Source organism: Acinetobacter sp. 797_lipA (assembly GCF_058243025.1).
Genome location: NZ_JBZAYQ010000001.1, coordinates 2536720 through 2559734 on the forward strand (window position 1 = coordinate 2536720; position 23015 = coordinate 2559734).

The 23015-nt window shown below is 40.9% G+C and carries 23 protein-coding genes and 1 pseudogene; 10 read left to right on the top strand and 14 right to left on the bottom strand.

Going from position 1 to position 23015, the window contains the following annotated elements:
• Positions 1-165 precede the first annotated feature (165 nt).
• Both AC4CU2_RS12505 and AC4CU2_RS12510 read left to right on the top strand, forming a co-directional pair.
• Positions 166-1410 (top strand): OmpP1/FadL family transporter, encoded by a 1245-nt coding sequence (locus AC4CU2_RS12505; protein WP_010326172.1) that lies wholly within the window; start codon positions 166-168, stop codon positions 1408-1410.
• Positions 1411-1739: 329 nt separating this feature from the next.
• Complete coding sequence (locus AC4CU2_RS12510) at positions 1740-2897, top strand: OmpP1/FadL family transporter (RefSeq protein WP_029574964.1); 1158 nt, start codon at positions 1740-1742, stop codon at positions 2895-2897.
• Between the two features lie 80 nt (positions 2898-2977).
• Here AC4CU2_RS12510 and thrH read toward each other — a convergent pair whose 3' ends face one another.
• A complete protein-coding gene (thrH, locus tag AC4CU2_RS12515; protein ID WP_279044125.1) occupies positions 2978-3595 on the bottom strand; it encodes a bifunctional phosphoserine phosphatase/homoserine phosphotransferase ThrH in 618 nt (205 codons plus the stop codon).
• Positions 3596-3797: 202 nt separating this feature from the next.
• Between thrH and AC4CU2_RS12520 the strand changes: the two genes are divergently transcribed.
• Positions 3798-4532: a phosphoadenylyl-sulfate reductase gene (locus tag AC4CU2_RS12520; RefSeq protein WP_279044124.1), complete on the top strand. Its 735-nt coding sequence runs from the start codon at positions 3798-3800 to the stop codon at positions 4530-4532.
• 160 nt (positions 4533-4692) lie between these two features.
• On the top strand, positions 4693-6072 hold the full coding sequence (locus AC4CU2_RS12525) for a WS/DGAT/MGAT family O-acyltransferase (RefSeq protein ID WP_279044123.1): 1380 nt from the start codon (positions 4693-4695) through the stop codon (positions 6070-6072).
• Positions 6073-6135: 63 nt separating this feature from the next.
• Here AC4CU2_RS12525 and AC4CU2_RS12530 read toward each other — a convergent pair whose 3' ends face one another.
• The 6 genes from AC4CU2_RS12530 to AC4CU2_RS12555 form a co-directional block, all read right to left on the bottom strand.
• Positions 6136-6309, bottom strand: coding sequence for a PA1571 family protein (locus AC4CU2_RS12530; protein WP_171503345.1), 174 nt, complete (start codon positions 6307-6309; stop codon positions 6136-6138).
• Between the two features lie 131 nt (positions 6310-6440).
• A complete protein-coding gene (gene rng, locus AC4CU2_RS12535) occupies positions 6441-7895 on the bottom strand; it encodes a ribonuclease G (protein WP_004981336.1) in 1455 nt (484 codons plus the stop codon).
• 38 nt (positions 7896-7933) lie between these two features.
• The gene (locus AC4CU2_RS12540) at positions 7934-8500 is read right to left on the bottom strand and encodes a Maf family nucleotide pyrophosphatase (RefSeq protein ID WP_279044120.1); all 567 of its coding nucleotides are present in this window, start codon (positions 8498-8500) and stop codon (positions 7934-7936) included.
• Positions 8488-8979 (bottom strand): rod shape-determining protein MreD, encoded by a 492-nt coding sequence (gene mreD / locus AC4CU2_RS12545; RefSeq protein ID WP_058869091.1) that lies wholly within the window; start codon positions 8977-8979, stop codon positions 8488-8490. The genes AC4CU2_RS12540 and mreD overlap by 13 nt, the downstream gene beginning before the upstream one ends.
• Positions 8966-9823 (bottom strand): rod shape-determining protein MreC, encoded by an 858-nt coding sequence (gene mreC, locus AC4CU2_RS12550; RefSeq protein ID WP_004694667.1) that lies wholly within the window; start codon positions 9821-9823, stop codon positions 8966-8968. Before mreC ends, mreD begins: the two co-directional genes overlap by 14 nt.
• Before the next feature lie 15 nt (positions 9824-9838).
• Positions 9839-10885 carry a rod shape-determining protein gene (locus tag AC4CU2_RS12555; protein WP_004694670.1) on the bottom strand — a complete coding sequence of 349 codons (1047 nt, stop codon included), beginning with the start codon at positions 10883-10885 and terminating at the stop codon, positions 9839-9841.
• Positions 10886-11018: 133 nt separating this feature from the next.
• On the opposite strand from AC4CU2_RS12555, the gene gatC reads away from it, so the two are divergent.
• The 3 genes from gatC to gatB are packed head-to-tail and all read left to right on the top strand — an operon-like array spanning position 11019 to position 14418.
• Complete coding sequence (gene gatC, locus AC4CU2_RS12560; protein WP_004694671.1) at positions 11019-11333, top strand: Asp-tRNA(Asn)/Glu-tRNA(Gln) amidotransferase subunit GatC; 315 nt, start codon at positions 11019-11021, stop codon at positions 11331-11333.
• A 53-nt stretch (positions 11334-11386) separates the two neighbouring features.
• Positions 11387-12943 (top strand): Asp-tRNA(Asn)/Glu-tRNA(Gln) amidotransferase subunit GatA, encoded by a 1557-nt coding sequence (gatA, locus tag AC4CU2_RS12565; protein WP_279044119.1) that lies wholly within the window; start codon positions 11387-11389, stop codon positions 12941-12943.
• Positions 12943-14418 carry an Asp-tRNA(Asn)/Glu-tRNA(Gln) amidotransferase subunit GatB gene (gatB, locus tag AC4CU2_RS12570; RefSeq protein ID WP_279044118.1) on the top strand — a complete coding sequence of 492 codons (1476 nt, stop codon included), beginning with the start codon at positions 12943-12945 and terminating at the stop codon, positions 14416-14418. Before gatA ends, gatB begins: the two co-directional genes overlap by 1 nt.
• Positions 14419-14464: 46 nt before the next feature.
• Here the strand turns inward: gatB and AC4CU2_RS12575 are convergent, their stop codons facing one another.
• Positions 14465-15436, bottom strand: coding sequence for a hypothetical protein (locus AC4CU2_RS12575; RefSeq protein ID WP_159153172.1), 972 nt, complete (start codon positions 15434-15436; stop codon positions 14465-14467).
• 307 nt (positions 15437-15743) lie between these two features.
• Between AC4CU2_RS12575 and AC4CU2_RS12580 the strand changes: the two are divergent.
• Both AC4CU2_RS12580 and AC4CU2_RS12585 read left to right on the top strand, forming a co-directional pair.
• Positions 15744-16216 (top strand): annotated as a pseudogene (locus AC4CU2_RS12580) (hypothetical protein).
• Positions 16217-16440: 224 nt separating this feature from the next.
• Complete coding sequence (locus AC4CU2_RS12585; protein ID WP_279044117.1) at positions 16441-17019, top strand: DJ-1/PfpI family protein; 579 nt, start codon at positions 16441-16443, stop codon at positions 17017-17019.
• Positions 17020-17179: 160 nt separating this feature from the next.
• On the opposite strand, the gene AC4CU2_RS12590 is transcribed toward AC4CU2_RS12585, so the two are convergent.
• The 5 genes from AC4CU2_RS12590 to sbmA form a co-directional block, all read right to left on the bottom strand.
• Positions 17180-17698, bottom strand: a complete 519-nt coding sequence (locus tag AC4CU2_RS12590; RefSeq protein WP_005399999.1) for a hypothetical protein — start codon at positions 17696-17698, stop codon at positions 17180-17182.
• 110 nt (positions 17699-17808) lie between these two features.
• Positions 17809-18489 carry a hypothetical protein gene (locus tag AC4CU2_RS12595; protein ID WP_227556989.1) on the bottom strand — a complete coding sequence of 227 codons (681 nt, stop codon included), beginning with the start codon at positions 18487-18489 and terminating at the stop codon, positions 17809-17811.
• Positions 18490-18531: 42 nt separating this feature from the next.
• A complete protein-coding gene (locus tag AC4CU2_RS12600) occupies positions 18532-18672 on the bottom strand; it encodes a hypothetical protein (RefSeq protein WP_227556988.1) in 141 nt (46 codons plus the stop codon).
• A 59-nt stretch (positions 18673-18731) separates the two neighbouring features.
• Positions 18732-19784 carry a hypothetical protein gene (locus AC4CU2_RS12605; RefSeq protein ID WP_279044115.1) on the bottom strand — a complete coding sequence of 351 codons (1053 nt, stop codon included), beginning with the start codon at positions 19782-19784 and terminating at the stop codon, positions 18732-18734.
• A 143-nt stretch (positions 19785-19927) separates the two neighbouring features.
• The gene (gene sbmA, locus AC4CU2_RS12610; protein WP_279044113.1) at positions 19928-21121 is read right to left on the bottom strand and encodes a peptide antibiotic transporter SbmA; all 1194 of its coding nucleotides are present in this window, start codon (positions 21119-21121) and stop codon (positions 19928-19930) included.
• Between the two features lie 449 nt (positions 21122-21570).
• On the opposite strand from sbmA, the gene AC4CU2_RS12615 reads away from it, so the two are divergent.
• Complete coding sequence (locus AC4CU2_RS12615) at positions 21571-21765, top strand: hypothetical protein (protein ID WP_004694700.1); 195 nt, start codon at positions 21571-21573, stop codon at positions 21763-21765.
• Positions 21766-22221: 456 nt separating this feature from the next.
• Here the strand turns inward: AC4CU2_RS12615 and AC4CU2_RS12620 are convergent, their stop codons facing one another.
• Complete coding sequence (locus tag AC4CU2_RS12620) at positions 22222-23007, bottom strand: 3-hydroxybutyrate dehydrogenase (protein WP_279044111.1); 786 nt, start codon at positions 23005-23007, stop codon at positions 22222-22224.
• Positions 23008-23015 lie beyond the last annotated feature (8 nt).

The following is a 23015-nucleotide window of genomic DNA, read 5'->3' on the forward strand; positions in this document are numbered from 1 at the left end:
AACTGATTAGTTATGTCTAGAGCATTTACTCTTATTTTAATTGTGCTATTTTTGTGACACGGAGTAACAAATGATTTCGGTTAACCGACTTCTCCAAAAGCCAAAAAACATAAACACAAAATGAGCAACAAACATTTGCATTTGCACCTCAAGGAAAGACGTAGAATGAAATTAAAGACATTAACGACAGCAATGATTTTAGCAACTGTACCAATGACGGGGGCATTTGCCGCTGCTCTAGATCGTTCAGGTCAGTCAATCTCTGCATTCTTGCAACCTGGTAATTACTTTGAAGCAGGTATTTCTGTATTAGATCCAGATGTATCTGGGAAGGCTATTTCAACTGCTGGTGGCGGCAATCTTTCTGACATGGGAGATGATTACTACTTCCCCTCAGCTGCTCTTAAATTACAAGTAACAGACCACTTCTCATTTGGTTTGATCTATGACCAACCATTTGGTGCTGATGCTGCATACTCAACAAGTGACCCACTTGTTGGTCTCAATACAGGTTTGTTACACTTAAACGGTGAAGCAACTGAAGTAGAAGTTGACACTCAAAGTTTGTCTATGATTTTTGGTTTCCAGCCAAATGAAAATTTCAACATTTATGCTGGTCCTGTTTATCAAACAATTAAAGGTAATGTTCAATTACGTGGTGCGGCATATGGTTCAGCTAACGGCCTTGGCTTATATAATGCTGATTTAGATGAAGATGGTGCAGTTGGCTGGTTAGCTGGCTTTGCTTATCAAATTCCTGAAATTGCTTTAAAAACATCTATCACTTATCGCTCTGAAATTGACCACAAAGCATCTGCTCGCGAATATGGTCAAAGTAACGTATTAGCATTTGTTGGCAGTAGCCCTGTTTACGATGTAGCAACAGATGCAAATATTACAACTCCCCAATCTGTTAACCTTGATTTCCAAACAGGGATCATGGCAAATACAGTTGCCTTTGCAAATGTACGTTGGGTGAATTGGAAAGACTTTTCTATTGACCTAAAACAATTCGGAACTGTTGCAGATACTCTAGGTGCGCTAGGCCAGACTCCAGACAACCCAAATGGCTTTGATATTGTTGGTTATACTGATGACCAATGGTCAGCAAACGTAGGTGTAGGCCGTAAATTTAATGATCTATGGGCAGGTAATGTCTCAGTAGGTTGGGATTCTGGTGCAGGTAATCCTATATCAACTCTTGGCCCAACTGAAGGTTACTGGAATGTTGGCTTAGGACTTCAATATAGTCCAACACCTGCAACCTTTATCGCTGGTGGTGTTAAATACTTCTGGTTAGGCGATGCAAAAGCGCAAGTCGCATCTAACTTTGGATCAGATACTTATGTTGCAGAATTTAATGACAATGATGCTTTAGCTTATGGCTTAAAAATCGGTTACAAGTTCTAATTACTAATACTGAAAAAACCATCTGCAAAGATGGTTTTTTCATTTTCAACAATGACACCTACGCTCTTTTTTATACACTTGTGATTCATTTGAGCAACAAATAAACACTTAAACATTTTGCATAATATTCAATCAGCCACTCAGCATTTAAAAATAAATCCATATAAATCATAAAATTAATATTTTTTTTTAGTGTTTTTACTCTACACAAGTATATTTTTTAACTTTTCAGTTCATTTTACAACCGTAGTTGAGCATTTACTCTTTTTGTATTTATGTTACTTTTCGTGCCAATCACTTACATAAAGCTACAACAAGGAATGTTCCCTATGAAGCTTACAGCTCTTCGCTCGGCTATTTTGCTCAGCTTAATCCCAACAACTTCTGTCATAGCTGGCGGTCTAGATCGATCTGGGCAATCAATGTCTGCTTTTTTTCAATCGGGCAACTATGCTGAAGCTGGTTTTACAGTAATTGATCCAACTGTAGAAGGTACCTCTACAGTTGTTAAAGATGAAAAAATCAGTGATATGGGAGGTGATTACTACTTCCCTTCTGCAGCGATTAAAATACAGCCAACCGATAATATTTCACTAGGATTATTATATGATCAGCCTTTCGGTGCTGATGCAACCTACTCATCAACAGCAGGTACATTTGGTAATGGTACGGAAGGAACTTCTGTTGAAGTTGATACTCATAATCTAACTGCGCTGATTGGTTACCAACCCAACCAAAACTGGAATTTTTATGCAGGCCCCGTATATCAAACAGTTGAAGGAAAAGTTTCATTACGTGGCGCCGCATACGGTGGTACTCGTCTATTAGGTGGCTACGACATAGATCTCAAAGAAGATGATGCTTTCGGTTGGATTGCAGGTGCCGCATACTCTATTCCTGAAATTGCACTTAGAGCTGCTATCACTTATCGCTCTGAAATTAAACATGAACTTGATACTTCAGAAACATTTGCCCTAGGTGCTGTTGTTCGTCCCAACTCAAACACAGAAGTTGTTACACCTCAGTCTGTAAACATTGATTTGCAATCAGGTGTCGCTAAAGATACCTTAGCTTTTGCAAATATTCGCTGGGTACATTGGGATCAATTTGCAGTTAAGCCAACATATTTAGCTGCTGCAACACAAGCTGCAAGAGGTAAAGCACAAAATCTAATCGACTATTCAGATGATCAGTGGTCTATTACAACAGGTCTTTCTCATAAGTTTAATGATAAATGGGCTGGTTCAGCTTCTGTTGGTTATGACTCTGGAGCAGGTAACCCTGTTACGACACTTGGCCCTGTAGAAGGAAACTGGAGTATTGGATTAGGCGCTCAATATAGCCCTGCACAAAGCTATTTCATTGCTGCTGGCGTACGTTACCTATGGTTAGGTGATGCAGATGCACAAACAGGTGGGAATGTTGTTGGTAGCTTTGAAGATAACAGCGCCCTTGCATATGGTATGAAAATTGGCTATCGCTTTTAATTAATCTATGTTAACTAACATTGAATTCAATGAAAAATGGCGCTAATTGCGCCATTTTTTATTATTTTAAAATCAATATATTAAGCAGGAATATCACGAACTGAAGCATTACGAATTGCCTCTTTTAAAGCTGCATAACCATGAATTGCAGGGAATTGTGGGAACTCTTTAATCACGTTTTCTGGTGCATCAAACAAAAAACCTTTATCCGCTTCACCCAGCATAGTGGTGTCATTATAAGAATCACCTGCGGCAATCACACGGTAATTTAGTCCATGCAATCCTTTAACTGCTTCACGTTTTTGGTCAGGTTGGCGCAGCTTATAGGTTGTAATCATACCCTTTTCATCAGTCTCTAACTTATGACAAAAAATCGTTGGCCAGCCCAGCTGTTTCATTAATGGGTGCGCAAACTCATAGAAAGTGTCTGACAAAATAATCAGCTGAAAATGTGTACGTAACCATTCAACAAATTCTTTTGCGCCTGGAAATGGGCCCATCTCAGCAATGACTTCTTGAATATCATTTAAGCCTAAACCATGTTCTTTTAATATATTCAAACGCTGCGTCATGAGCACATCATAATCAGGAATATCACGTGTGGTTGCTTCAAGCGCTTTAATGCCTGTTTTTTTAGCAAAGTTAATCCAAATCTCTGGAACTAACACCCCTTCTAGATCAAGGCAAACAACTTCCATGAATACTCCCTTTTATTTACGTGGAAAAATTTTGAACTATCATAGCTTAATATTTGTCTAATGCATTGCTGTTTTTTAAATCTATTTTTTTCATAAGCATTTATTTTTTAGTGATAAGTGGTTTATTTCAACTCTATTAAAATGCACAGCAAATAACGTAATATAGGTCTTGTTAGATTCCAAGCCTATTGCCAGGATACTCATGACAACCATTCCAACTATTGATCTTGTTGATGCTCTCGCAGCTGAATATGCAGACAAATCACCAAGTGAAATTTTAGCACTTGCACTGAATCAAACGGGTGAAATTGCCATCTCGTTTTCAGGTGCAGAAGATGTCGTACTTATTGATATGGCTGCTAACTTAGGTAAACCTTTTCGTGTCTTTAGCTTAGACACAGGACGTTTACATGCAGAAACCTATCAATTTATCGAAACTGTGCGTAAACACTACAACATTAATATCGAAATTTGCTTCCCAGAAGCAGATGCCGTTCAACAACTGATCAATGAAAAAGGTTTATTCAGCTTTTATCAAGATGATCATAAAGAGTGTTGTGGTATCCGTAAAGTTCAGCCTTTACGTAAAAAATTAGCGACTTTAGATGGTTGGATTACGGGTCAACGTAAAGACCAAAGCCCAGGCACACGAACTGAGATTCCAGTTATTCAAGCAGATGCAGGCTTTTCAGGCGAAGGCAAACAATTGATTAAATACAATCCTCTTGCCAACTGGTCAAGTGCCGACATTTGGAGTTACATCCGCATGATGGAGGTACCTTATAATCCATTGCATGAGCGCGGTTTTATCTCTATCGGCTGTGAACCATGTACGCGTCCAGTGTTACCAAACCAACATGAACGTGAAGGACGTTGGTGGTGGGAGGAAGCGACACATAAAGAATGTGGCCTGCATGCAGGTAATTTAAAAAAGTAAAGACTAAAACCACTGCAAAGCAGTGGTTTTTCGCAACCAATGGATACACACAAAGCGCTCCCATTGTTAAAAAAAGTCGATATACTAGGTTTAGTTCTATAATTCTAACAAGATTGCTCATATAGGAGCGGTCAGATATTGCAGTGAGGCAATCCAGACTATGCGTCCATTACATCCGATTGACTTTATTTTTTTATCGCTTGAAAAACGCCAACAACCCATGCATGTGGGTGGATTATTCTTATTCCAAATCCCTGAAAATGCACCTGCTAGCTTCATTCAAAATTTAGTTGCAGATATTCGTAACTCCAAATCTATTCCTATTCCTCCATTTAACAACAAACTCAATGGTTTGTTTTGGGATGAGGATGAAGAGTTTGATCTTGATCACCATTTTCGTCATATCGCACTCCCACAACCAGGGCGTATTCTTGAACTACTCACCTACATTTCACAAGAACACAGTAGTTTAATTGACCGCGCTAAACCGTTATGGACGTGTCATATTATTGAAGGGATTGAAGGGAATCGTTTTGCGATGTACTTCAAAATTCACCATGCGATGGTGGATGGTATCGCGGGTATGCGTTTGGTGGAAAAATCATTATCACAAGATCCAAACGCAAAGAGTATTGTGCCACCATGGTGTGTTGAAGGCCCTCGTGCGAAGCGTTTAAAAGAACCGAATGTTAGTCGCTTTAAGAAAATAATGAATGGCGTAATGGGCCAGCTTGAGTCAACACCACGTGTCATGTATGAGTTGTCACAAACCGTCATGAAAGATATGGGACGTAATCCAGATTATGTTTCAAGCTTCCAAGCACCCAGCTCTATTCTTAACCAGCGGGTTAGCTCCTCCCGCCGTTTTGCAGCACAGTCTTTTGAGTTTGACCGTTTACGTCATATTTCTAAAAGTTTGGATGTCACGATTAATGACATCGTACTGGCGATTTGTTCAGGTGCCTTGCGTGAATATTTATTGTCCCAAGATGCACTTCCTAAAAAGCCTTTAATTGCCATGGTACCTGCCTCTGTTCGCGATGATGATTCGTCTATGTCGAATCGTATCACCATGATTTTGGCAAATTTAGGCACGCATAAAGAAGATCCACTAGAGCGCCTCGCAATTGTTCGTCGCAGTGTGCAAAATGCCAAAGAAAAGTTCAAACGCATGAACTCAAACCAAATTCTAAACTATAGTGCGTTTGTTTATAGTGCGGCAGGACTCAACATTGCCTCAGGCTTAATGCCTAAGCGCCAAGCGTTTAATCTGGTGATTTCAAATGTCCCTGGCCCACGTGAACCGTTGTATTGGAATGGGGCACGACTCGATGCACTATACCCTGCCTCCATCATTTTGGATGGTCAGGCACTCAACATCACCATGACCAGTTATTTAGATAAACTTGAAGTTGGTTTGACAGCTTGTCGAAATGCACTGCCGAAGATGCAGAATCTACTCACACACTTAGAGGAAGAGATTCAACGCTTTGAAGCGATTGTGGGGGTCGAAGGCCCAAAGTTGCAAGCGGTCAGTTGATGCCGCAAAACGAATCAGAAATACAAGAATAATTAATAAAACTAAGGGGCTTCGATAAGCCCCTTAGTTTTTAATGCTACGACATTGTTTTAATAATTGATGACACGCACTACGAATCATGGCAGTTGTAATTTGTACTTCTTTACCCTGATCATCCACAATATACGCATTATGCGTTACTTTCGTATCTAATAAATGTTTCAAACCAGGTTGAATAATTGCTTCTCTAACACCCATATCACACCTCATTTGCTAAACCTATTTGGGAGAATAAGCTTTGGCTATTTCCGTGTTTCTAGTATTAAAAATCTAAGATCGAAAGTAAAATTTCAGTTGTAACAACTATTTAACCATATATTGTTACAATTTCAGCTCAGAATGATATCGTATTGCTCTTGCGTATATAAATTTTCCACCTGAAATTTAATCACCCGACCAATGAAATGCTCTAAATCCGCGACTGCTGGCGCTTCTGCGGTTAACAAGCGGTCAATCACTGATGGATGCGCAACGACAGTAAAGCCAGTCTGAGATTGATACGCACGTGTATATCTCATGATTTCTCGAAAGATTTCGTAACATACAGACTCAGCTGTTTTCACATAACCCCGTCCCTGACAGGTCGGGCAAGATTCACATAATAAGTGCTCTAATGATTCACGCGTACGTTTACGTGTCATTTCGACTAAACCTAACTCAGAAACCTGTGTAATTTTGGTTTTTGCATGGTCTTGCTCAAGCATCCGTTCAAACTGAGTCATGACCTCAGTTCGATGCTCCTGCTCTTGCATGTCAATAAAGTCGATAATAATAATACCGCCTAAATTGCGTAGTCTCAGCTGACGTGCAATGACCTGTGTCGCTTCCATATTGGTTTTAAACACAGTGTCTTCTAAAGAGCGGCCACCCACATATGATCCTGTATTGACATCAATGGTGGTCATAGCTTCAGTCTGGTCAATCATCAAATAACCACCAGACTTCAACGCAACACGCGTCTGCAGTGCTCTTTGAATGTCTTCTTCGACATTATACAAGTCAAAAATTGGGCGCTCACCCGGATAGTGAATGAGACGTTCTTTGATATTCGGGACAAATTCTTCTACAAACTCTTGGAGCTTGCCATGTATTTCACGCGAGTCGACTGAAATTTTAGCGGTCTTTTCACTCGCAAGATCGCGAATAATGCGTTGGGGTAACGGCAGTTCTTCAAAAATTAACGATGGCACCGCAATACTGATTTGCTTGCGCTGAATAAATTCCCAAAGTTTTGCCAAATAAGCCATATCTTGTGCAATAGCAGCTTCCGCAATCCCATCAGCAGCTGTACGAACAATCACTGAACCCGGAAGTTTATGTTCCGCTTGAATACGCTCAATCATCGAACGTAAACGATCACGCTCAGCTTCAGACTCAATACGTTGAGACACACCCGTATGATTGCCATAAGGCATCATCACTAAATAGCGCGAAGGAATGGAAAGGTCGGTTGAAAGCCGAGCCCCTTTGGTTCCCAGCATATCTTTCATGACTTGAACGGTAAGAATTTGTCCCGGCTGTAAGAGCTCAAAAACATTGGGTGTGGGTTGATTACGTGACCAAACCATATCATTAATATGTAAAAAAGCAGTTCGTGACAGTCCAATATCGACAAAAGCAGCCTGCATTCCCGGAAGAACACGCACCACTTTACCTTTATAAATATTGCCCACTAAACCACGTTTCACCGTACGCTCAATAAATAATTCATTGACCGTGCCGTTTTCAATTAACGCGACGCGACATTCCATAGGCGTGACGTTAATTAATAACTCGTCAGACATAACAAACTCAAAACATTATAAAAAATCTTTTGAGACAGTTAATTTAGTGCCTTAACTGCCTGTAATAACTGTACCGTTTCATGCAACGGTAGCCCCACGACATTGCTATAGCTTCCCTCTATACGTGGAATATAACGTGCTGCAATGCCTTGTATGGCATAGGCTCCCGCCTTGCCAAGAGGTTCAGATGTAGCCCAATATGCTTCCATATCATTCAGGCTTAAATGCTGAAATTCGACTTCAGTACGAACTACTATACTTGAAATTTGCGTATTTGTACGGACACAAACTGCAGTATATACATCATGCTTACGCCCAGAAATTTTTTCCCACATTTCAAATGCATGCTGCTTAGATTCTGGTTTGCCTAATATCTCTTGATCGACCCCTAAACTAGTATCGGCAGCAATCACAATTGCATCAGGATATTGAAGCTGTACTGCCTCAGCTTTGGCACATGCCAGTCGCTCTACATAATCGGCTACCGACTCGCCTGCTTGTACAGATTCATCAATATCTGGACTATAGATATCAAAGACTAGACCGAGCTGTTCAAGCAGCTCGCGGCGACGGGGCGAACTGGACGCTAAAATTAAACGCGCCATTTCTTCAAGATGAAGTAGACAATGGGGAAAGTAAGCACACTACTCAACAGCGGTTGCCAATGACGTGCAAGGGAAAACTGTGCCCCAATCATAATTTGTGCGATCCAGGTAATAAACAAATGCGCGACCACAGCCAAGGTGGTGATGACCCAAATATTGGCAAAGGTCATAATCCGACGTTCACGCGTTAAAAAACGGGACACAAAAGTAATCAGAACAAAACTAAGCGCATTTAAACCCAAAGGTGCATCAAGTAGTAAATCGGTGAAAATCCCAACTGCAAAGGCAAACCAAATCCCGCTCCATGTCGGCTGGCACAGCACCCAAAACAGCATCACCATCATCATAAACAATGGACGCCAGCCAGAGAGCGCATAAGACAAAGGATAAACCATTAACACTGAAGCAATGATCACCGAAAAAATGATCGGAAATAACGGGTCACGCTGTTTGGCAGCACGAAGTTTAGCGATCGGCATGCGGTTGCTCCATCGCTAAAGAATCGGAAAATAACACAACGACATGATGCCCACCCGCTAACTGTGCAGCAGGAACAACATCAATTTGAGCAAACTCACCTGAATTATGACGACTGATTTTTGAAATGGTGCCCACCAGATAACCTGCTGGAAAATGCTCACCTAAACCAGAGCTATACACTTTTTCACCCACTTTGATTTCGGCACTGGTCGGCACGTATTCCATTTTCAAATGCCCCAAATCTCCAGTCCCTGAAACAATGGCACGCATTCCAGATCGCTCTAAGCGAACCGAAAGAGAATGTTCTTTATCTGAAAGCAACATGACGCGACTACTATGCGGATAGACATTAATAATCTGTCCCATAATACCTTTGTCATCGAGCACGGTTTGCCCGACTTTTAACTGACTGTTGGCACCACGGTTTACCACAATAATATGGCGCAATGGATCGGCATCTGTCCCAATGACTTCTGCAATTTCCATACGACCATCAATGATCAACGGGGTATCTAACAGACCGCGTAAACGCGTATTTTCCGCAGATAATTCAGATAATTTTTGTAAACGCACCTGCGCCTGCAATAACTCGGCTTGCATCGCGGTATTTTCACGGCGCAATTGAGCTTCAGACTTGGTTTGTTGATTCAGCCACTCTCGCGATAACACGGGATAACTTGCTACGGCATAAATTGGATTATAAGCGGCGTACAAGACATCTCTTGCAGGTTGAATCACATGTGGCATGCGCCAGTTAAAAAACAGCACGACCAAACATGTGATCACTGCAATGATAAATGAGCGAAAAGATGGCGGTTGTCTGGAAAACAGATTTGTTTGCACCCGCCGATTCCTTTATTAGCCTACAAATAACATGTCGTGATTTGGATTATCGAAGAATTCTAAAACTTTACCACCACCACGAGTGACGCACGTTAGAGGATCTTCTGCAACCACCACAGGTAAGCCTGTTTCTTGTGCAAGAAGTTTATCGAGGTTACGCAGTAATGCACCACCACCTGTCAACACTATACCGCGCTCAGCGATGTCTGAAGACAGCTCAGGAGGCGTTTGCTCAAGTGCAGATTTCACAGCTGAAACAATACTTTGTAATGGATCAGAAATCGCTTGCGTAATTTCGTCCGAAGTCACAGTGATCGCACGTGGCACACCTTCAGCAAGGTTACGGCCGCGAACTTCAATTTCAAGTGCTTTGGCATCGGCTTCTGGTAAAGCCATACCCACTTCTTTCTTGATAATTTCAGCGGTGGTTTCACCAATCACGCAACCATGTGCTTTACGTACGTAGTTAATAATTTGTTCATCAAATACATCACCACCAATACGTAGTGAGTCAGCATAGACACAACCTTGCAGTGAAATAATCGCAATTTCAGTTGTACCACCACCAACATCGACCACCATTGAACCGCATGCTTGTTCAACTGGCATACCCGCACCAATTGCAGCAGCCATTGGTTCTTCAATCAAACGAACATCACGCGCGCCTGCATTAAATACAGCTTCACGAATAGCACGACGTTCAACCAAAGTTGATTTGCAAGGCACACACACCACAACACGAGGTGCTGGTGGGAACAGACGTTTTTCATGTACTTTACCAATAAATTGGTTCAGCATGGTTTCGGTCACTTCAAAATCGGCAATCACACCATCCTTCATTGGACGAATGGCAGAGATATTTGCAGGTGTACGGCCCAGCATTTGCTTTGCATCAAGACCTACCGCGGCAACGATTTTTTGTGAACCACTGTGACGAATTGCCACAACTGTCGGTTCATTTAATATAATGCCTCGTCCTGGTGCATAAATAAGTGTATTTGCTGTACCTAAATCAATGGCTAGATCGGGCGAAAACAAGCCAATTAGTCTTTTTAGAATCACGGAGACGTTCTCGATTAAACTTTATGTGGACGCAAGGTGGCAACTTTAACTAAATGTGATGATTTGAACAAGTCAATCGCTTATTATAACGCACGATATTTTGAAATTTTTTAATACTGACTCAGGTGATGTTATGTCTACATCGGATGCACAGCATTCTGCAGATTTAAATGCACAAACAGTTTCAGCAATCGCCAATCTTGCTCGATTGTCGCTAGATGATACGCAATCTGCTGAATATGCTCAAAGTCTAAATAAAATTTTAGGCATGATGGAAACCTTAAAAGGCATCGACACCGATGGTGTTGAGCCGCTTAAAAGCCCATTTGATCACCCACAACCCTTACGTGAAGATGTGGTTTCAGAAACCAATCATCGTGATGAATATCAAGCCATTGCACCGCAAGTGCAAGACGGTTTGTACCTAGTTCCTCGCGTGATTGAATAATTTCTATTCAGTTAAACCATTATTTTGTAAAAATTAACGTAAAGACATTTCTCATGACAGATTTACATCGCTTATCGATTCGTGAACTCTCTGAGGGTTTAGCTGGGGCTAAATTTTCATCTCGCGAACTGACTGAACATTATTTAAAGCGCATTGCAAAACTGGATACACAAGTTAAATCTTATGTAACCGTGACTGCAGAACAAGCGCTTGCACAAGCCGATGCTGCCGATGCTGCAATTAAAGCAGGAACAGCAACCGCATTGACAGGTGTGCCGATTGCACACAAAGACATTTTCTGTACCCAAGGCATTAAAACCACTGCGGGCTCTAAAATGCTGGACAATTTTATCTCTCCTTACGACGCCACCGTTGTAGCGAAAGGTAAAGCTGCGGGCCTTGTCACTTTAGGTAAAGTGAACATGGATGAATTCGCAATGGGTTCGACCTCTGAAAACTCTTATGCCAAAATAACAGCAAACCCTTGGGCACTTGACCGTATTCCAGGTGGTTCTTCAGGTGGCTCTGCTGCTGCTGTGGCTGCCGACCTAGCTCCATTTGCAACAGGCACAGATACAGGCGGTTCAATCCGCCAACCTGCTGCACTCTGCGGTTTAACAGGGCTTAAACCAACTTACGGTCGTGTTTCTCGCTTTGGTATGATCGCTTATGCATCGTCTTTAGACCAAGGCGGTCCAATGGCTCGCTCGGCTGAAGACTGTGCGTACCTGATGAACGTGATGGCAGGTCATGATGCGAAAGACTCAACATCTGTCAACAAAGAAGTTGATGACTACGTAACGAACTTGAATGGCATGCCTGTAAAAGGTTTACGTATTGGTGTTCCAAAACAATACTTCTACGATCGTCCACTAGATGTTGATGTTCGTGATCGTATTTTCAGCGCATTAAGACAACTTGAGAGTATGGGAGCAGAATTAGTTGAGATCGACCTCAACATGACTGAAAGCTACGTGCCGACCTATTACTTGATTGCGCCTGCTGAAGCGTCATCAAACTTGTCTCGTTACGATGGCGTACGTTATGGCTACCGTGCTGAGAACCCAGTTGACCTGATGGACTTATACAAACGTTCACGTTCTGAAGGTTTTGGTGCAGAAGTGCAACGTCGTATCTTGATTGGTACATATGCGTTGTCTGCGGGTTACTACGATGCGTACTATGTGAAAGCACAAAAAGTACGTCGTTTAATCCAACAAGATTTCTTAAAAGCATTTGAAAATATTGATGTAATCGCGGCTCCAGTTACAACTTCAACAGCATATCGCTTAGGTGCAAAATTAGCACCTGAAATCACCTATGCTGAAGATATTTATACTATTGCAGTCAATTTAGCCGGATTACCTGCTATTGCCTTCCCATGTGGTTTTGCAACGCGTCAATCAGATTATTATCCTGACGAACCTCGTGATCCAAATGATTTAGGTCATGGAACATCTGGTTCTTGTGATCCTATCGACTTACCTGTGGGCTTACAGCTGATTGGTAACTATTGGTCAGAATCGCAACTGTTGTCTGTGGTACATCAGTACCAACAAGCGACGGATTGGCATACGAAACGTGCGGCAATTGCTGAGGAGAATGCATAATGGCTCAAGCTCAAAAGAAACCCAAGTCGTTATTAATTGATGGCTGGGAAGTCGTTATTGGGATTGAAATTCACACTCAGTTGGCGACCCAATCTAAAATCTTCTCAGGTTCTTCGACTGAATTTGGTCAAGACCCAAACACCCAAGCTAGCCTAGTTGACTTGGCAATGCCAGGTGTACTACCTGTATTGAACAAAGAAGTGGTCGATTTAGCCATTCGCTTTGGTTTGGGTATTGATGCTTACATCGACCAAGCGTCTGTGTTTGCACGTAAAAATTACTTCTACCCTGACTCTCCGAAAGGCTACCAAATTAGCCAGATGGATAACCCGATTGTGGGCTTGGGTCATATCGATATTCAACTTGAAGATGGTACGGTAAAGCGCATTGGCGTAACGCGTGCTCACCTTGAAGAAGATGCAGGTAAATCGATCCATGACCAGTTTGAAGGCATGTCAGGCATCGACTTAAACCGTGCAGGTACACCTTTACTTGAAATCGTGTCTGAACCCGATATGCGTTCGGTTGAAGAAGCGGTGGCTTATATCAAGTCGATTCACACTTTAGTGCGTTGGTTGGGTATTTCTGACGGTAACATGGCGGAAGGTTCATTCCGTGCCGACTGTAACGTGTCGTTGCGCCGTCCGGGTCAACCGTTCGGTACACGTTGCGAGTTGAAAAACCTCAACTCATTCCGTTTCATTGAACAAGCGATCAATGTTGAAATTGAACGCCAAATGGAAATTTTGGAATGGGATGGCACGATTGACCAAGAAACGCGTCTATTCGACCCTGTGAAGATGGAAACACGTTCGATGCGCTCGAAAGAAGAAGCGAACGACTATCGCTACTTCCCAGATCCTGACTTGTTGCCTGTGATTATTTCAGATGCGCAAATTGAAACTGCTCGTGCTGCATTACCTGAACTTCCTGCGGCGCGTCGTGAGCGTTTCGTAGCGGACTTTGGTGTCACTGAGTACGATGCGCATGTGTTGACGCTGACCCGCGAAATGTCAGACTTTTATGAAGTGGTTGTGGCTGCTGCTGGCGGCACTGCACAAGGTAAAGTGTCTGCAAACTGGGTGATGGGCGAATTCTCTGGTGCTTTAAACAAAGCAGGATTAGAGCTCGCAGACTCTCCTGTTTCGGCTGAAAAACTGGGCGGCATGGTTGCACGTATCGTGGATAACACCATTAGCGGCAAGATTGCGAAGCAAGTATTCGGCTTTATGTGGGATGAAGGCAAAACTGCGGACGAAATTATTGCGGAAAAAGGCTTGAAGCAGGAAACTGATACAGGTGCGATTGAAGCGATTATTAAAGACGTTCTTGCTGCCAATGAGAAGATGGTTGAAGAGTTTAAATCTGGTAAAGAGAAAGCTTTCAATGGTCTTGTTGGTCAAGTAATGAAAGCATCTAAGGGTAAAGCTAACCCTGCACAAGTAAATGAATTGATGAAGAAATTGATTGGTTAATACAATCTAATTTTAAAAGAAAACCCGCTCTAAAGCGGGTTTTCTTTTACCATGATGTAAATTGGGTAATATCGGCCATTCTTTGCAAGCTTACATTAGCCCCTAACTCGCCATCCCAAAACTGTTGACGTTGCGGATTTGTTTGACCATCACCATCCCACTCAACAATTTTTTTGGATTTACTATTTGCATGTACTTTTAAAAGTTGATTTAAATGCGTATCACACCCTGAATACCCAAATAAAATTATTTCATTTACTTCGCTTAAAGATAAAATTAAATAGTTCCAATAGGTTGATAGTACTTCTGAGGCTGTGATTACACTTGGCTTATGTGGAATATGTGTTAAAACAATATGCTTACTACCGAAAATATTCCCAACTGAAACTTGAGATGTCGATAATTTGTAAGTTAGTCCACCTATATCTTTAAATAATGGTGATCCATGTAAATGCATGTAATATCCAAAATTTCGACCATAAAGTCGAACTAGATTAGAGCTATCAAATCCACTACTTGTAAATCCATCAACTAATTGTCCTGAAAATCCACTACAGATACCTGCATTAATAAACTCTTCATAAAGTAGCTTGTCATAATTGAGTGTTGCAACATGTGACTTAGTACTACTAACAAAATTAATCAAAGCGGCTTTAAATACAGTAGGTAAAACATTAGTTGAATTAAATAAATGTGATGCAACGGTATGGATATATTCTTGTGTTGCATCCGTGAACTCTTGACCATAATCAGATAACCAATGTTCTCCATTAGCTGTATTAGGAAAATCATTAAGATAATCACAAGAAGTCGAAACCAAATACAACTTGTCTAATTCTTCTTCTGAGACTGGACACTGTCCTGAAGGAATACAATTTTGGATGAGATCACGATGTACTGTGTCATTCCATAATGCATCATTACTCCAAACGGTATTTAATGCATTTGTTAAAGAGTAATGATTTGCATCGACTGCCATCCCTAAGCCATTACCAAAAATTAAAAGTTTCCGCGCCATCACTTTTCCTATTAAAATTATTAATAAAACTTATCTTAAAAATAATTATTACAAATCAATAAATAATATTTAATTAAATATTTTATATACATCCACATATCTATTTTTCATATATATGGTTTCTAAACCATCTCTTTGTGAACGTTCGTTTTCCACCTTTAAAAATTAAACCTTTTATTTAATTAATAAGTACAGTCTCCTCTTTTTCAGGTGAACTCAAACCACCTATATAATTATCCAAAATCCACTACACTAAACACATTCTATTTTTAAAAATTAACCACTTTCAAAAAATCAAAGGACAAAAATGAAAACTGCCATCCTCACACTTTCTACCCTTGCTTTCCTTAACACCACCGCCTTTGCAGAAAGTAAACTCAATGTTCCACCCAAAGAAGCCAGCCAAATTTTTAAAGCAGCTGGCTTTTCAAAAACAAAACATGGCTGGGAAGGTAGCTGCGACACAGGTGAAATCACCACATACAAAGACCTCAATGGTGACGGCCTAAAAGACGCAGTCATTTCAGACTACGGCACCATGTGCTATGGCAACACAGGTGTCGGCTACCATATCGTTGCTCAGCAAAAAATGGAACATGGAAACTCATTTTTGAAAACATGGGCATCCCTACTTTTCTAAAAACCAAAGGAAAAGACGGCTGGCCAGATATTGAAAATGGCGGCCCTGGATTTTGTTTTGCTGTCTACCGCTGGAATGGTCAAAAATATGATGTCAACCGTTATGAATATAACGGCAAAGCCTGCACATTAGACTATTAACATGTCAGCGTAGTTAATTTCATATCAATGAATCTATAAACTGATTGATTTAACATACTTTTCTATACAGTTAAAACGCCTCAATTGATTGGGGCTTTTTTATAAAAAATAACGTCAGCTATACGACTAAAGAGCACTGAATGACTTAAAAATGACATCTGAACTGTGCTAATTTAGATCAAAATTAAACATAAATATGCACAAACAATAAAGAGGGTTTAAAAATGTCAAAACAAATTTTAATGCTCGTCGGTGACTATGCCGAGGACTATGAAACTATGGTGCCTTTTCAGTTCTTAACGGGTCTCGGTTATACCGTTCACGCAGTCTGTCCCGATAAAAATGAAGGTGAAAGCATCGCCACAGCCATTCATGACTTTGAAGGTGAGCAGACCTATAGTGAAAAACGCGGTCATAACTTTGCTATCAACTACAACTTTGAAGCGGTATACACTGCGGACTATGCCGGTTTAGTCATTCCCGGTGGACGTGCGCCCGAATATTTACGCATGAATGAACGTATTCTTGAGATTGTGCGTGAGTTTGATGCTGCGAAAAAGCCAATTGCAGCAGTTTGTCATGGTGCTCAAATTCTTGCAGCAGCCGATGTACTCAAAGGCCGTACTTGTTCCGCTTACCCTGCGTGCGCAGCCGAGGTGAAACTAGCAGGTGGGACTTATGCGGACATTGAAGTGACAGAAGCTGTAACCGATGGACACTTGATCACAGCGCCGGCTTGGCCTGCACACCCTGCTTGGATGGCACAGTTTATTCAAGCTTTAGGAGCGACTGTGACGATTTAATTGTGTTGTTCCTCAACTGAATTTTTTATGGCATGGTTTATCATCTTTTTAGATTCAAAAATAAAAAAGCTCCTGCGACTCAAGGAGCTTTTTTATAACATTAATGCTTTCGATTCAGTTTATAAATCGCTCTCACTATTCATAATTTTCAAAGACCGAACTATCTCGTCACACCCAACTTATTCCAAATTTCTGGGGTTAAAAAAGTCGTGACCAATTTATTTAAATCCACATAGCGCAAGACACCTTGCAACTGCCCTTTCACTTCAGGGTTCTTTAAAATTTCCTCACCCGTAATCTGTCCAAGTTCCTGAAAACTGTCTCCAACCGCTTGTAAGCCTTCAGCTTGAATCACTGCTTTGGTCTGTGCTGAACATTGCTCCACCAAAATGCGTTGTAAAACCTGTGCGAGGTTTTTATCTAGCTGTGTACGCTGTGCATCGGTGACATTGCTATACACTTTCAGATCTGGATGTGCAGCCAGTGCCGCAAACGTCCACTGCAACACAGTGGTTTTATCTGTTGCTGTCGTTGACTTCACCAAACAATTACTCAGTTGGTCGACTGTAGTACTGGCCGTTGCAACTTGGACTGAACCACACAATGCTGCGGCCAAAAAAGCATGACGAAAAAGAACAGAAGACCGACCTCGTAAAACGCTTAAAACAGGCTGTGACATAAACTCAACTCCAATCAACAATTGCATTCTTTGTATCACAAAGCCCGTCGATCAGCCTGTTATGGAACTGTAAAATTACCGTGTAGTTGGAGAAAATTAAATCGCTCAATTCAAGCGATTTCCCTATCCAACTCAGCAGTTTCAAATGCAGTGAGCTGTGGGTGTATAGTCGGGCATGCATTCCAAAACCAATAAAAATAACCTTTGGGATCAAGCAAAGTATGCATATGAATCGTAGATTGATCACTTTCGCCCTTCCAACACGCTAAAGCAGCATTACGGTTATTGTGTAAATCGATAAATTCAGGAGCAACTTGCTTCGGCATTTCAGGAATATAAAGTGCGTCACCATGTTCTACCCACAAGTCAGCCAAATAAATTTTTCGGTCTTTTGGAAAATATCGTCCTGCTGAGATCACCAACGGCAATTGATTTGGATCGGTCGAAGCAAAAACATGCGGAAAGTCGTGATGCTCTAAGTCTGTGACGACAAAAGGATATAATGTTTTCGCGGCTAGATTGATTTGAGTTGGGTCATAAGGGAAAAAATGACCCGCCAACATGCCATATTGATATTTAATTTGAGACAACTTTTTCTGCGTAGCCTGTACCTCTATCGCCTGTCTAGCTTTCAGCAAAGTCATACCAAATGCGGCAGCAGTTTCTGGCGTGGCTTTGAGTGGCATAAACTCAAAAGAGTTTCCCCCGAATGCTAACTGAGTCTGCTCTCCCCAATGGGCTTGGATCGTTGCTATTTCTTTGGGTACATCATAAACATGTCCCATACTCATACGGGCATTGGTCGATGATGCAGAAATAAGTTCAATAGCATCTTATAGATCAGCTAAATACTCAGGCGTTCCGTCATTTTTGTAAAAATAAGGCTGAGCTGAAATATCAACGTCTATTTCTTGCACGGTCTGATCCAGCAAAGGCGCAGTAAAATAGGTGGCTGGTGTTTGGACATTACTCATGATGTTCTTCCTTTGGTTGAGGTGCTCACATGAAGTTCGGTCGCAAACAGCCGAAAATCTTACTTCATTTGCTTGAGCATATTTTTAGCACCTGTGTGGTTATGGTTTTTGGCTAAGTTCTGCAAAACATATTTTGCTTGCCCTTTAGGGTTGGAAAAACGACTGCTATAACTTGGAATACCCGTTAAACAGCGTGCAACTAATATGCCCGATTCGGTATAGACATTTGAGGCATCCGACCCTGGCAAACGACCATAGTTATATGCGCGTTGTGCACTGTTACAAGCAGCGACTTGGTTGCGTCCACTGTTAATATCACGGCGTGCAGCCACATACAGTTTGGCCTGTTGCTGCTGTGGTGTTTCTACAGCTTTGACGACTTTAGGTGGTACTTCAACTTTGCTTTCTTTTTTAGGCTCAACTTCTTTTTTGCTTTCTTCCTCTTTCTTCACTTCTGCCTTGGTGGCAGGTGCCTTCGTCACCGTTTTTTTGCTTGGCGTAATAGGGGTCATACTTCGTGGTGCTGACTCAGTCAGTACTTTGCTTTGTAGATTCACCACACGAGTATCATTTGAGTTAGGCAGTTTGCGTTCAGACAATGCCTCAATACTCACCAGCCACTGTTCGCCATTATTGAGCTGGCAACGAAAAGTACCCGTGCCCTGTTTTAAACTGTTATAGGTACGAAGTAATTTTTTCGCCCACGGATCTTTCACTAAGCTGAAACTACTTTTTTGTGTCTGATTAAAGCGCCCACCATGTGCTTGGCAATACTGACTAAACATGCTGCGCGGATATAGCGCCTCGATATCTTTTTCATTTTTTACGCCTACCGTGTGATAGACGTATTCTTTGCTGTTTTTATCGGTATCATTAATTTTTCGTTCTACGATTAGTTCTTGTGGTGATGCAATATTTGTAAAAGGTGCTTGTGCTATATTTCCCAGACTGGTACAGCCCTGCAACACACTCCCCAAAACCCCAAATACACATAAAATTTTATAATTCACTACGACTTTACTCTTAAACACCCGCATAAAAACATTAGCGGAAAGCACATAAAATAACAAACTTAAACAACTGTTTTTATTATTTATTTTAGCTTGACGCACACATCATTCTGCTTTGTTTTATGATAACCTCAACAACATTTCATAAATTTAGTTTGAACCATACAACAAAAGTTACAGACAAAATGATGCTTGAGCACATAAAAAACCTGCCGTGAAAGGCAGGTGAGATACATCAAAAATATTTAGTCATCCAAAGTCGATTCAAAAGCTTTTAGACGCTTATAAATCGAGAGCAGTTCAATAATGGTTTTCCATGACAAAATTAGATATTGAAATGACTCTCGTACTTTATCAAACACATTACCAATTTGGTTGATTAAACCTAGAGTCATTTTCCCTGCTGCAATTGCGGGAAATAACACCACCAAACTGTATAAAATATCCAGTTGTCGATACCATGTCGCGACTAAGTTAAAATAAGCATAGTGAAAATAAAGTCTAAAATAATTCTTTCTTACTCTGCTAAACAGTTCGACCAATGTTGCAGGTTGGGCACGGTCTGCATGGTCTTCCCCATACACCAACTCTTTACGGTAAGCCGCTTCAACCTTCTGATTATTAAACTCTAAACCTGGTAGTTTACTTCCTACTACCATTAACAAGACCGTACCAAAAATAGCCCAAATAATAGAAGCCCAAACTAGGGAATGCTTTACTTCACCCACAATAGGCAATTCAGGAACATGCTTTGAAAGCTCAAATAGAATTGGTAAGAAAGCCACCAACACCATCACAGCCTTGATCAACTCAACGCCCAAATCTTCTAAAATAGTAGCAAAGCGCATAGTGTCTTCTTGCACACGTTGTGATGCCCCTTCTATATGACGTAATTTTTCCCAGTGTTGGGTGTAGTATTCATTCATCGCTGTACGCCACCGAAATACATAGTGGCTGGTGAAAAAGGCATTGATCACTGCAAAAGTGACCGCAACCATCGCAATATACAAGAAGGTTAAAGTACCCATATATAGGTCTTTAATGTTACCACCTTTACCAAGCATGCTTTGAATGAGATCCCAAAATGGTCCATACCATGCGTTGATGGCAACACTGACCTGTACACCAAACCAGATGTTAAACAGAATAAATGCGGAGCCCCAAATCGACCATCTTTGCCATTTATTGTCTGAAACAAAACGCCAAAATAAGGCAAAGAGTGTTGTCGCTATAAAAAACCAGAGATAGAACCACAAAAAAGCTGGAGACCAAAAACGGCTCACTCCTATAGGCAGTTCAGCCGTTGCATATCCTTGCGGCCAACCTATGGCGCTTCCCCATGTATTTCCCCCTGTGTACCACAGTACGACATTGATCACCGACCAAAGTAATACTGAAATGAAGAACCATCTAGGGTTTGGGAAAAATGACTTAAACATGAACGATATATATCCCTTTTATGTTTCAGGTATGCAATCCGTGCATACTAATCCTTATTTCTTAATTTAGTACAATCGCATTACAGCAAGTTTGTACACTTTACTTATCCTTATTGGGTTATACGTTATTTGATTTGTATGCCCCTTCACAAGAGCTCAGGACATTATTTTCCGACTTGATCAGTCACATCACAATCAAAATAAATTATTTCAATAACTTATGAAAATACGAACGGGCTTTACCCCAGATTTAAAATAATATTTTATTGCTTATAACTTTTGGGTTTCAAACTGAAAAATTGCTTAGGATTTAAAGCGAGTGCAATGATGGTATTTCTCTGACAACCATACGATTACTTGTTGATTTTATGTATAAAAGAATGAAGTTTGCACATTTTAAAATGACTTCATGCTACTATCTTTTCATTAAAAACTATTGGATCTATGACATGGAAACCCTAGTACTTGAACTGATCAAACCACTCACACTGACAAAAGAAGACTTTCCACCCATTAACTTTGAAGAAGGCACTGTGCTCAAAGTTCTCATGAAAACACCTACTGGTTACTTGGTAACGGCAGATTCTCGTTTTAATTTTACGGTGTCTTTTGATGATGAAAATCAAGTGTGGCAGAAGCTGTAATTTGCAATGCTCTTTAATAAAAGAATAATCCATTCAATAAGATAAAAATAAAAATCCATCTTTTTTTATTAATTTAAAACTGGTTATTTTTATTAAAATTTAGTTTTTTATACCCAATCAGCAAATGAATACCGTGCTGAGAGTTCTCTGTACCTATTGATTTTGTGATTTCTGGGGCTCATTTGTATCGTCGTTATGCATCCATTTTATCCTTAATCTCTTGATTTAATTGATCTACATTAAATCCTTCATCCTTGTTAAGTAAAACTTTGAACTATAAATCAGAAAAAGAGAAAGGATTTGAAAATCTTCAGTCTATAACTCTATATTTACCGAGTCATTCACCAAGCTCACCACTTATTTAAACCTAGGTCTTTCTGCAAAACTTCTCGCTATAAAAAAGCCTCAGATGCGAACATCCGAGGCTTTCAATTTTTAAACGGGTGCTGAGCTAAGTTATTGCGCGGTATAACCACCATCCATCACCACGGCTTGACCCGTTACACCACCCGCCTTATCACTGGCAAGAAAGATCGCATAATCCGCAATTTCTTCTACACTCAATAAGCGTTTTTGCGGCACCATCGCCAAAATCACATCTTCTAATGCACTTTGTTCACTGACATTTCGGGTTTTAGCCAAATCATGAATTTGACCACGTACCAACGGCGTGTCGACATAGCCCGGACACAGAGCATTCACCGTAATACCATCACGCGCGCACTCTAAAGCCGCCACTTTGGTCAAACCAATCACACCATGCTTAGCACTGTTGTAGCCGGCCTTGCCAGCAAATCCAATTAATCCGTTAATCGAAGCCATATTAATCACGCGACCAAACTGCTGCGCTTTCATGATTGGAAATGCGTACTTAATGCCAATGAACGACCCCACCAACATGACATTAATCAACTTTTGATAGACTGCTGTTGGGAAGTCTTCAATCACTGCAACATGCTGAAAACCCGCATTATTGATGAGGATGTCCAACCGACCATAGGTTTTTTGAGTCAGTTCAATCGCTGTTTTATATGCTTCTTCATCGGTCACATCACAAGGCGCAGACAATGCATCAAAGCCTTGCTTTTGAAGTGCCGCCACCGTTTCAGCACACTTCTGGACATTCATATCAGAAATGACAACTTTTGCACCTTCACTAGCAAATTTCTTTGCAATTTCGTGTCCAATACCACTCGCTGAACCGGTAATAAATGCAACTTTATCTTTTAACAGTTGACTCATGATGTACT

Coding starts and splice junctions, on each gene's coding strand:
- AC4CU2_RS12525 (WP_279044123.1), top strand. CDS start 4,693: ATGCGTCCATTACATCCGATTGACTTTATTTTTTTATCGCTTGAAAAA.
- thrH (WP_279044125.1), bottom strand. CDS start 3,595: ATGGAAGTTGTTTGCCTTGATCTAGAAGGGGTGTTAGTTCCAGAGATT.
- AC4CU2_RS12520 (WP_279044124.1), top strand. CDS start 3,798: ATGACAACCATTCCAACTATTGATCTTGTTGATGCTCTCGCAGCTGAA.
- gatB (WP_279044118.1), top strand. CDS start 12,943: ATGGCTCAAGCTCAAAAGAAACCCAAGTCGTTATTAATTGATGGCTGG.
- AC4CU2_RS12615 (WP_004694700.1), top strand. CDS start 21,571: ATGGAAACCCTAGTACTTGAACTGATCAAACCACTCACACTGACAAAA.
- sbmA (WP_279044113.1), bottom strand. CDS start 21,121: ATGTTTAAGTCATTTTTCCCAAACCCTAGATGGTTCTTCATTTCAGTA.
- AC4CU2_RS12510 (WP_029574964.1), top strand. CDS start 1,740: ATGAAGCTTACAGCTCTTCGCTCGGCTATTTTGCTCAGCTTAATCCCA.
- AC4CU2_RS12620 (WP_279044111.1), bottom strand. CDS start 23,007: ATGAGTCAACTGTTAAAAGATAAAGTTGCATTTATTACCGGTTCAGCG.
- rng (WP_004981336.1), bottom strand. CDS start 7,895: ATGTCTGACGAGTTATTAATTAACGTCACGCCTATGGAATGTCGCGTC.
- AC4CU2_RS12505 (WP_010326172.1), top strand. CDS start 166: ATGAAATTAAAGACATTAACGACAGCAATGATTTTAGCAACTGTACCA.
- AC4CU2_RS12585 (WP_279044117.1), top strand. CDS start 16,441: ATGTCAAAACAAATTTTAATGCTCGTCGGTGACTATGCCGAGGACTAT.
- AC4CU2_RS12595 (WP_227556989.1), bottom strand. CDS start 18,489: ATGAGTATGGGACATGTTTATGATGTACCCAAAGAAATAGCAACGATC.
- AC4CU2_RS12540 (WP_279044120.1), bottom strand. CDS start 8,500: ATGGCGCGTTTAATTTTAGCGTCCAGTTCGCCCCGTCGCCGCGAGCTG.
- AC4CU2_RS12530 (WP_171503345.1), bottom strand. CDS start 6,309: ATGGGTGTTAGAGAAGCAATTATTCAACCTGGTTTGAAACATTTATTA.
- AC4CU2_RS12600 (WP_227556988.1), bottom strand. CDS start 18,672: ATGAGTAATGTCCAAACACCAGCCACCTATTTTACTGCGCCTTTGCTG.
- gatC (WP_004694671.1), top strand. CDS start 11,019: ATGTCTACATCGGATGCACAGCATTCTGCAGATTTAAATGCACAAACA.
- AC4CU2_RS12575 (WP_159153172.1), bottom strand. CDS start 15,436: ATGGCGCGGAAACTTTTAATTTTTGGTAATGGCTTAGGGATGGCAGTC.
- mreD (WP_058869091.1), bottom strand. CDS start 8,979: ATGCCGATCGCTAAACTTCGTGCTGCCAAACAGCGTGACCCGTTATTT.
- gatA (WP_279044119.1), top strand. CDS start 11,387: ATGACAGATTTACATCGCTTATCGATTCGTGAACTCTCTGAGGGTTTA.
- AC4CU2_RS12590 (WP_005399999.1), bottom strand. CDS start 17,698: ATGTCACAGCCTGTTTTAAGCGTTTTACGAGGTCGGTCTTCTGTTCTT.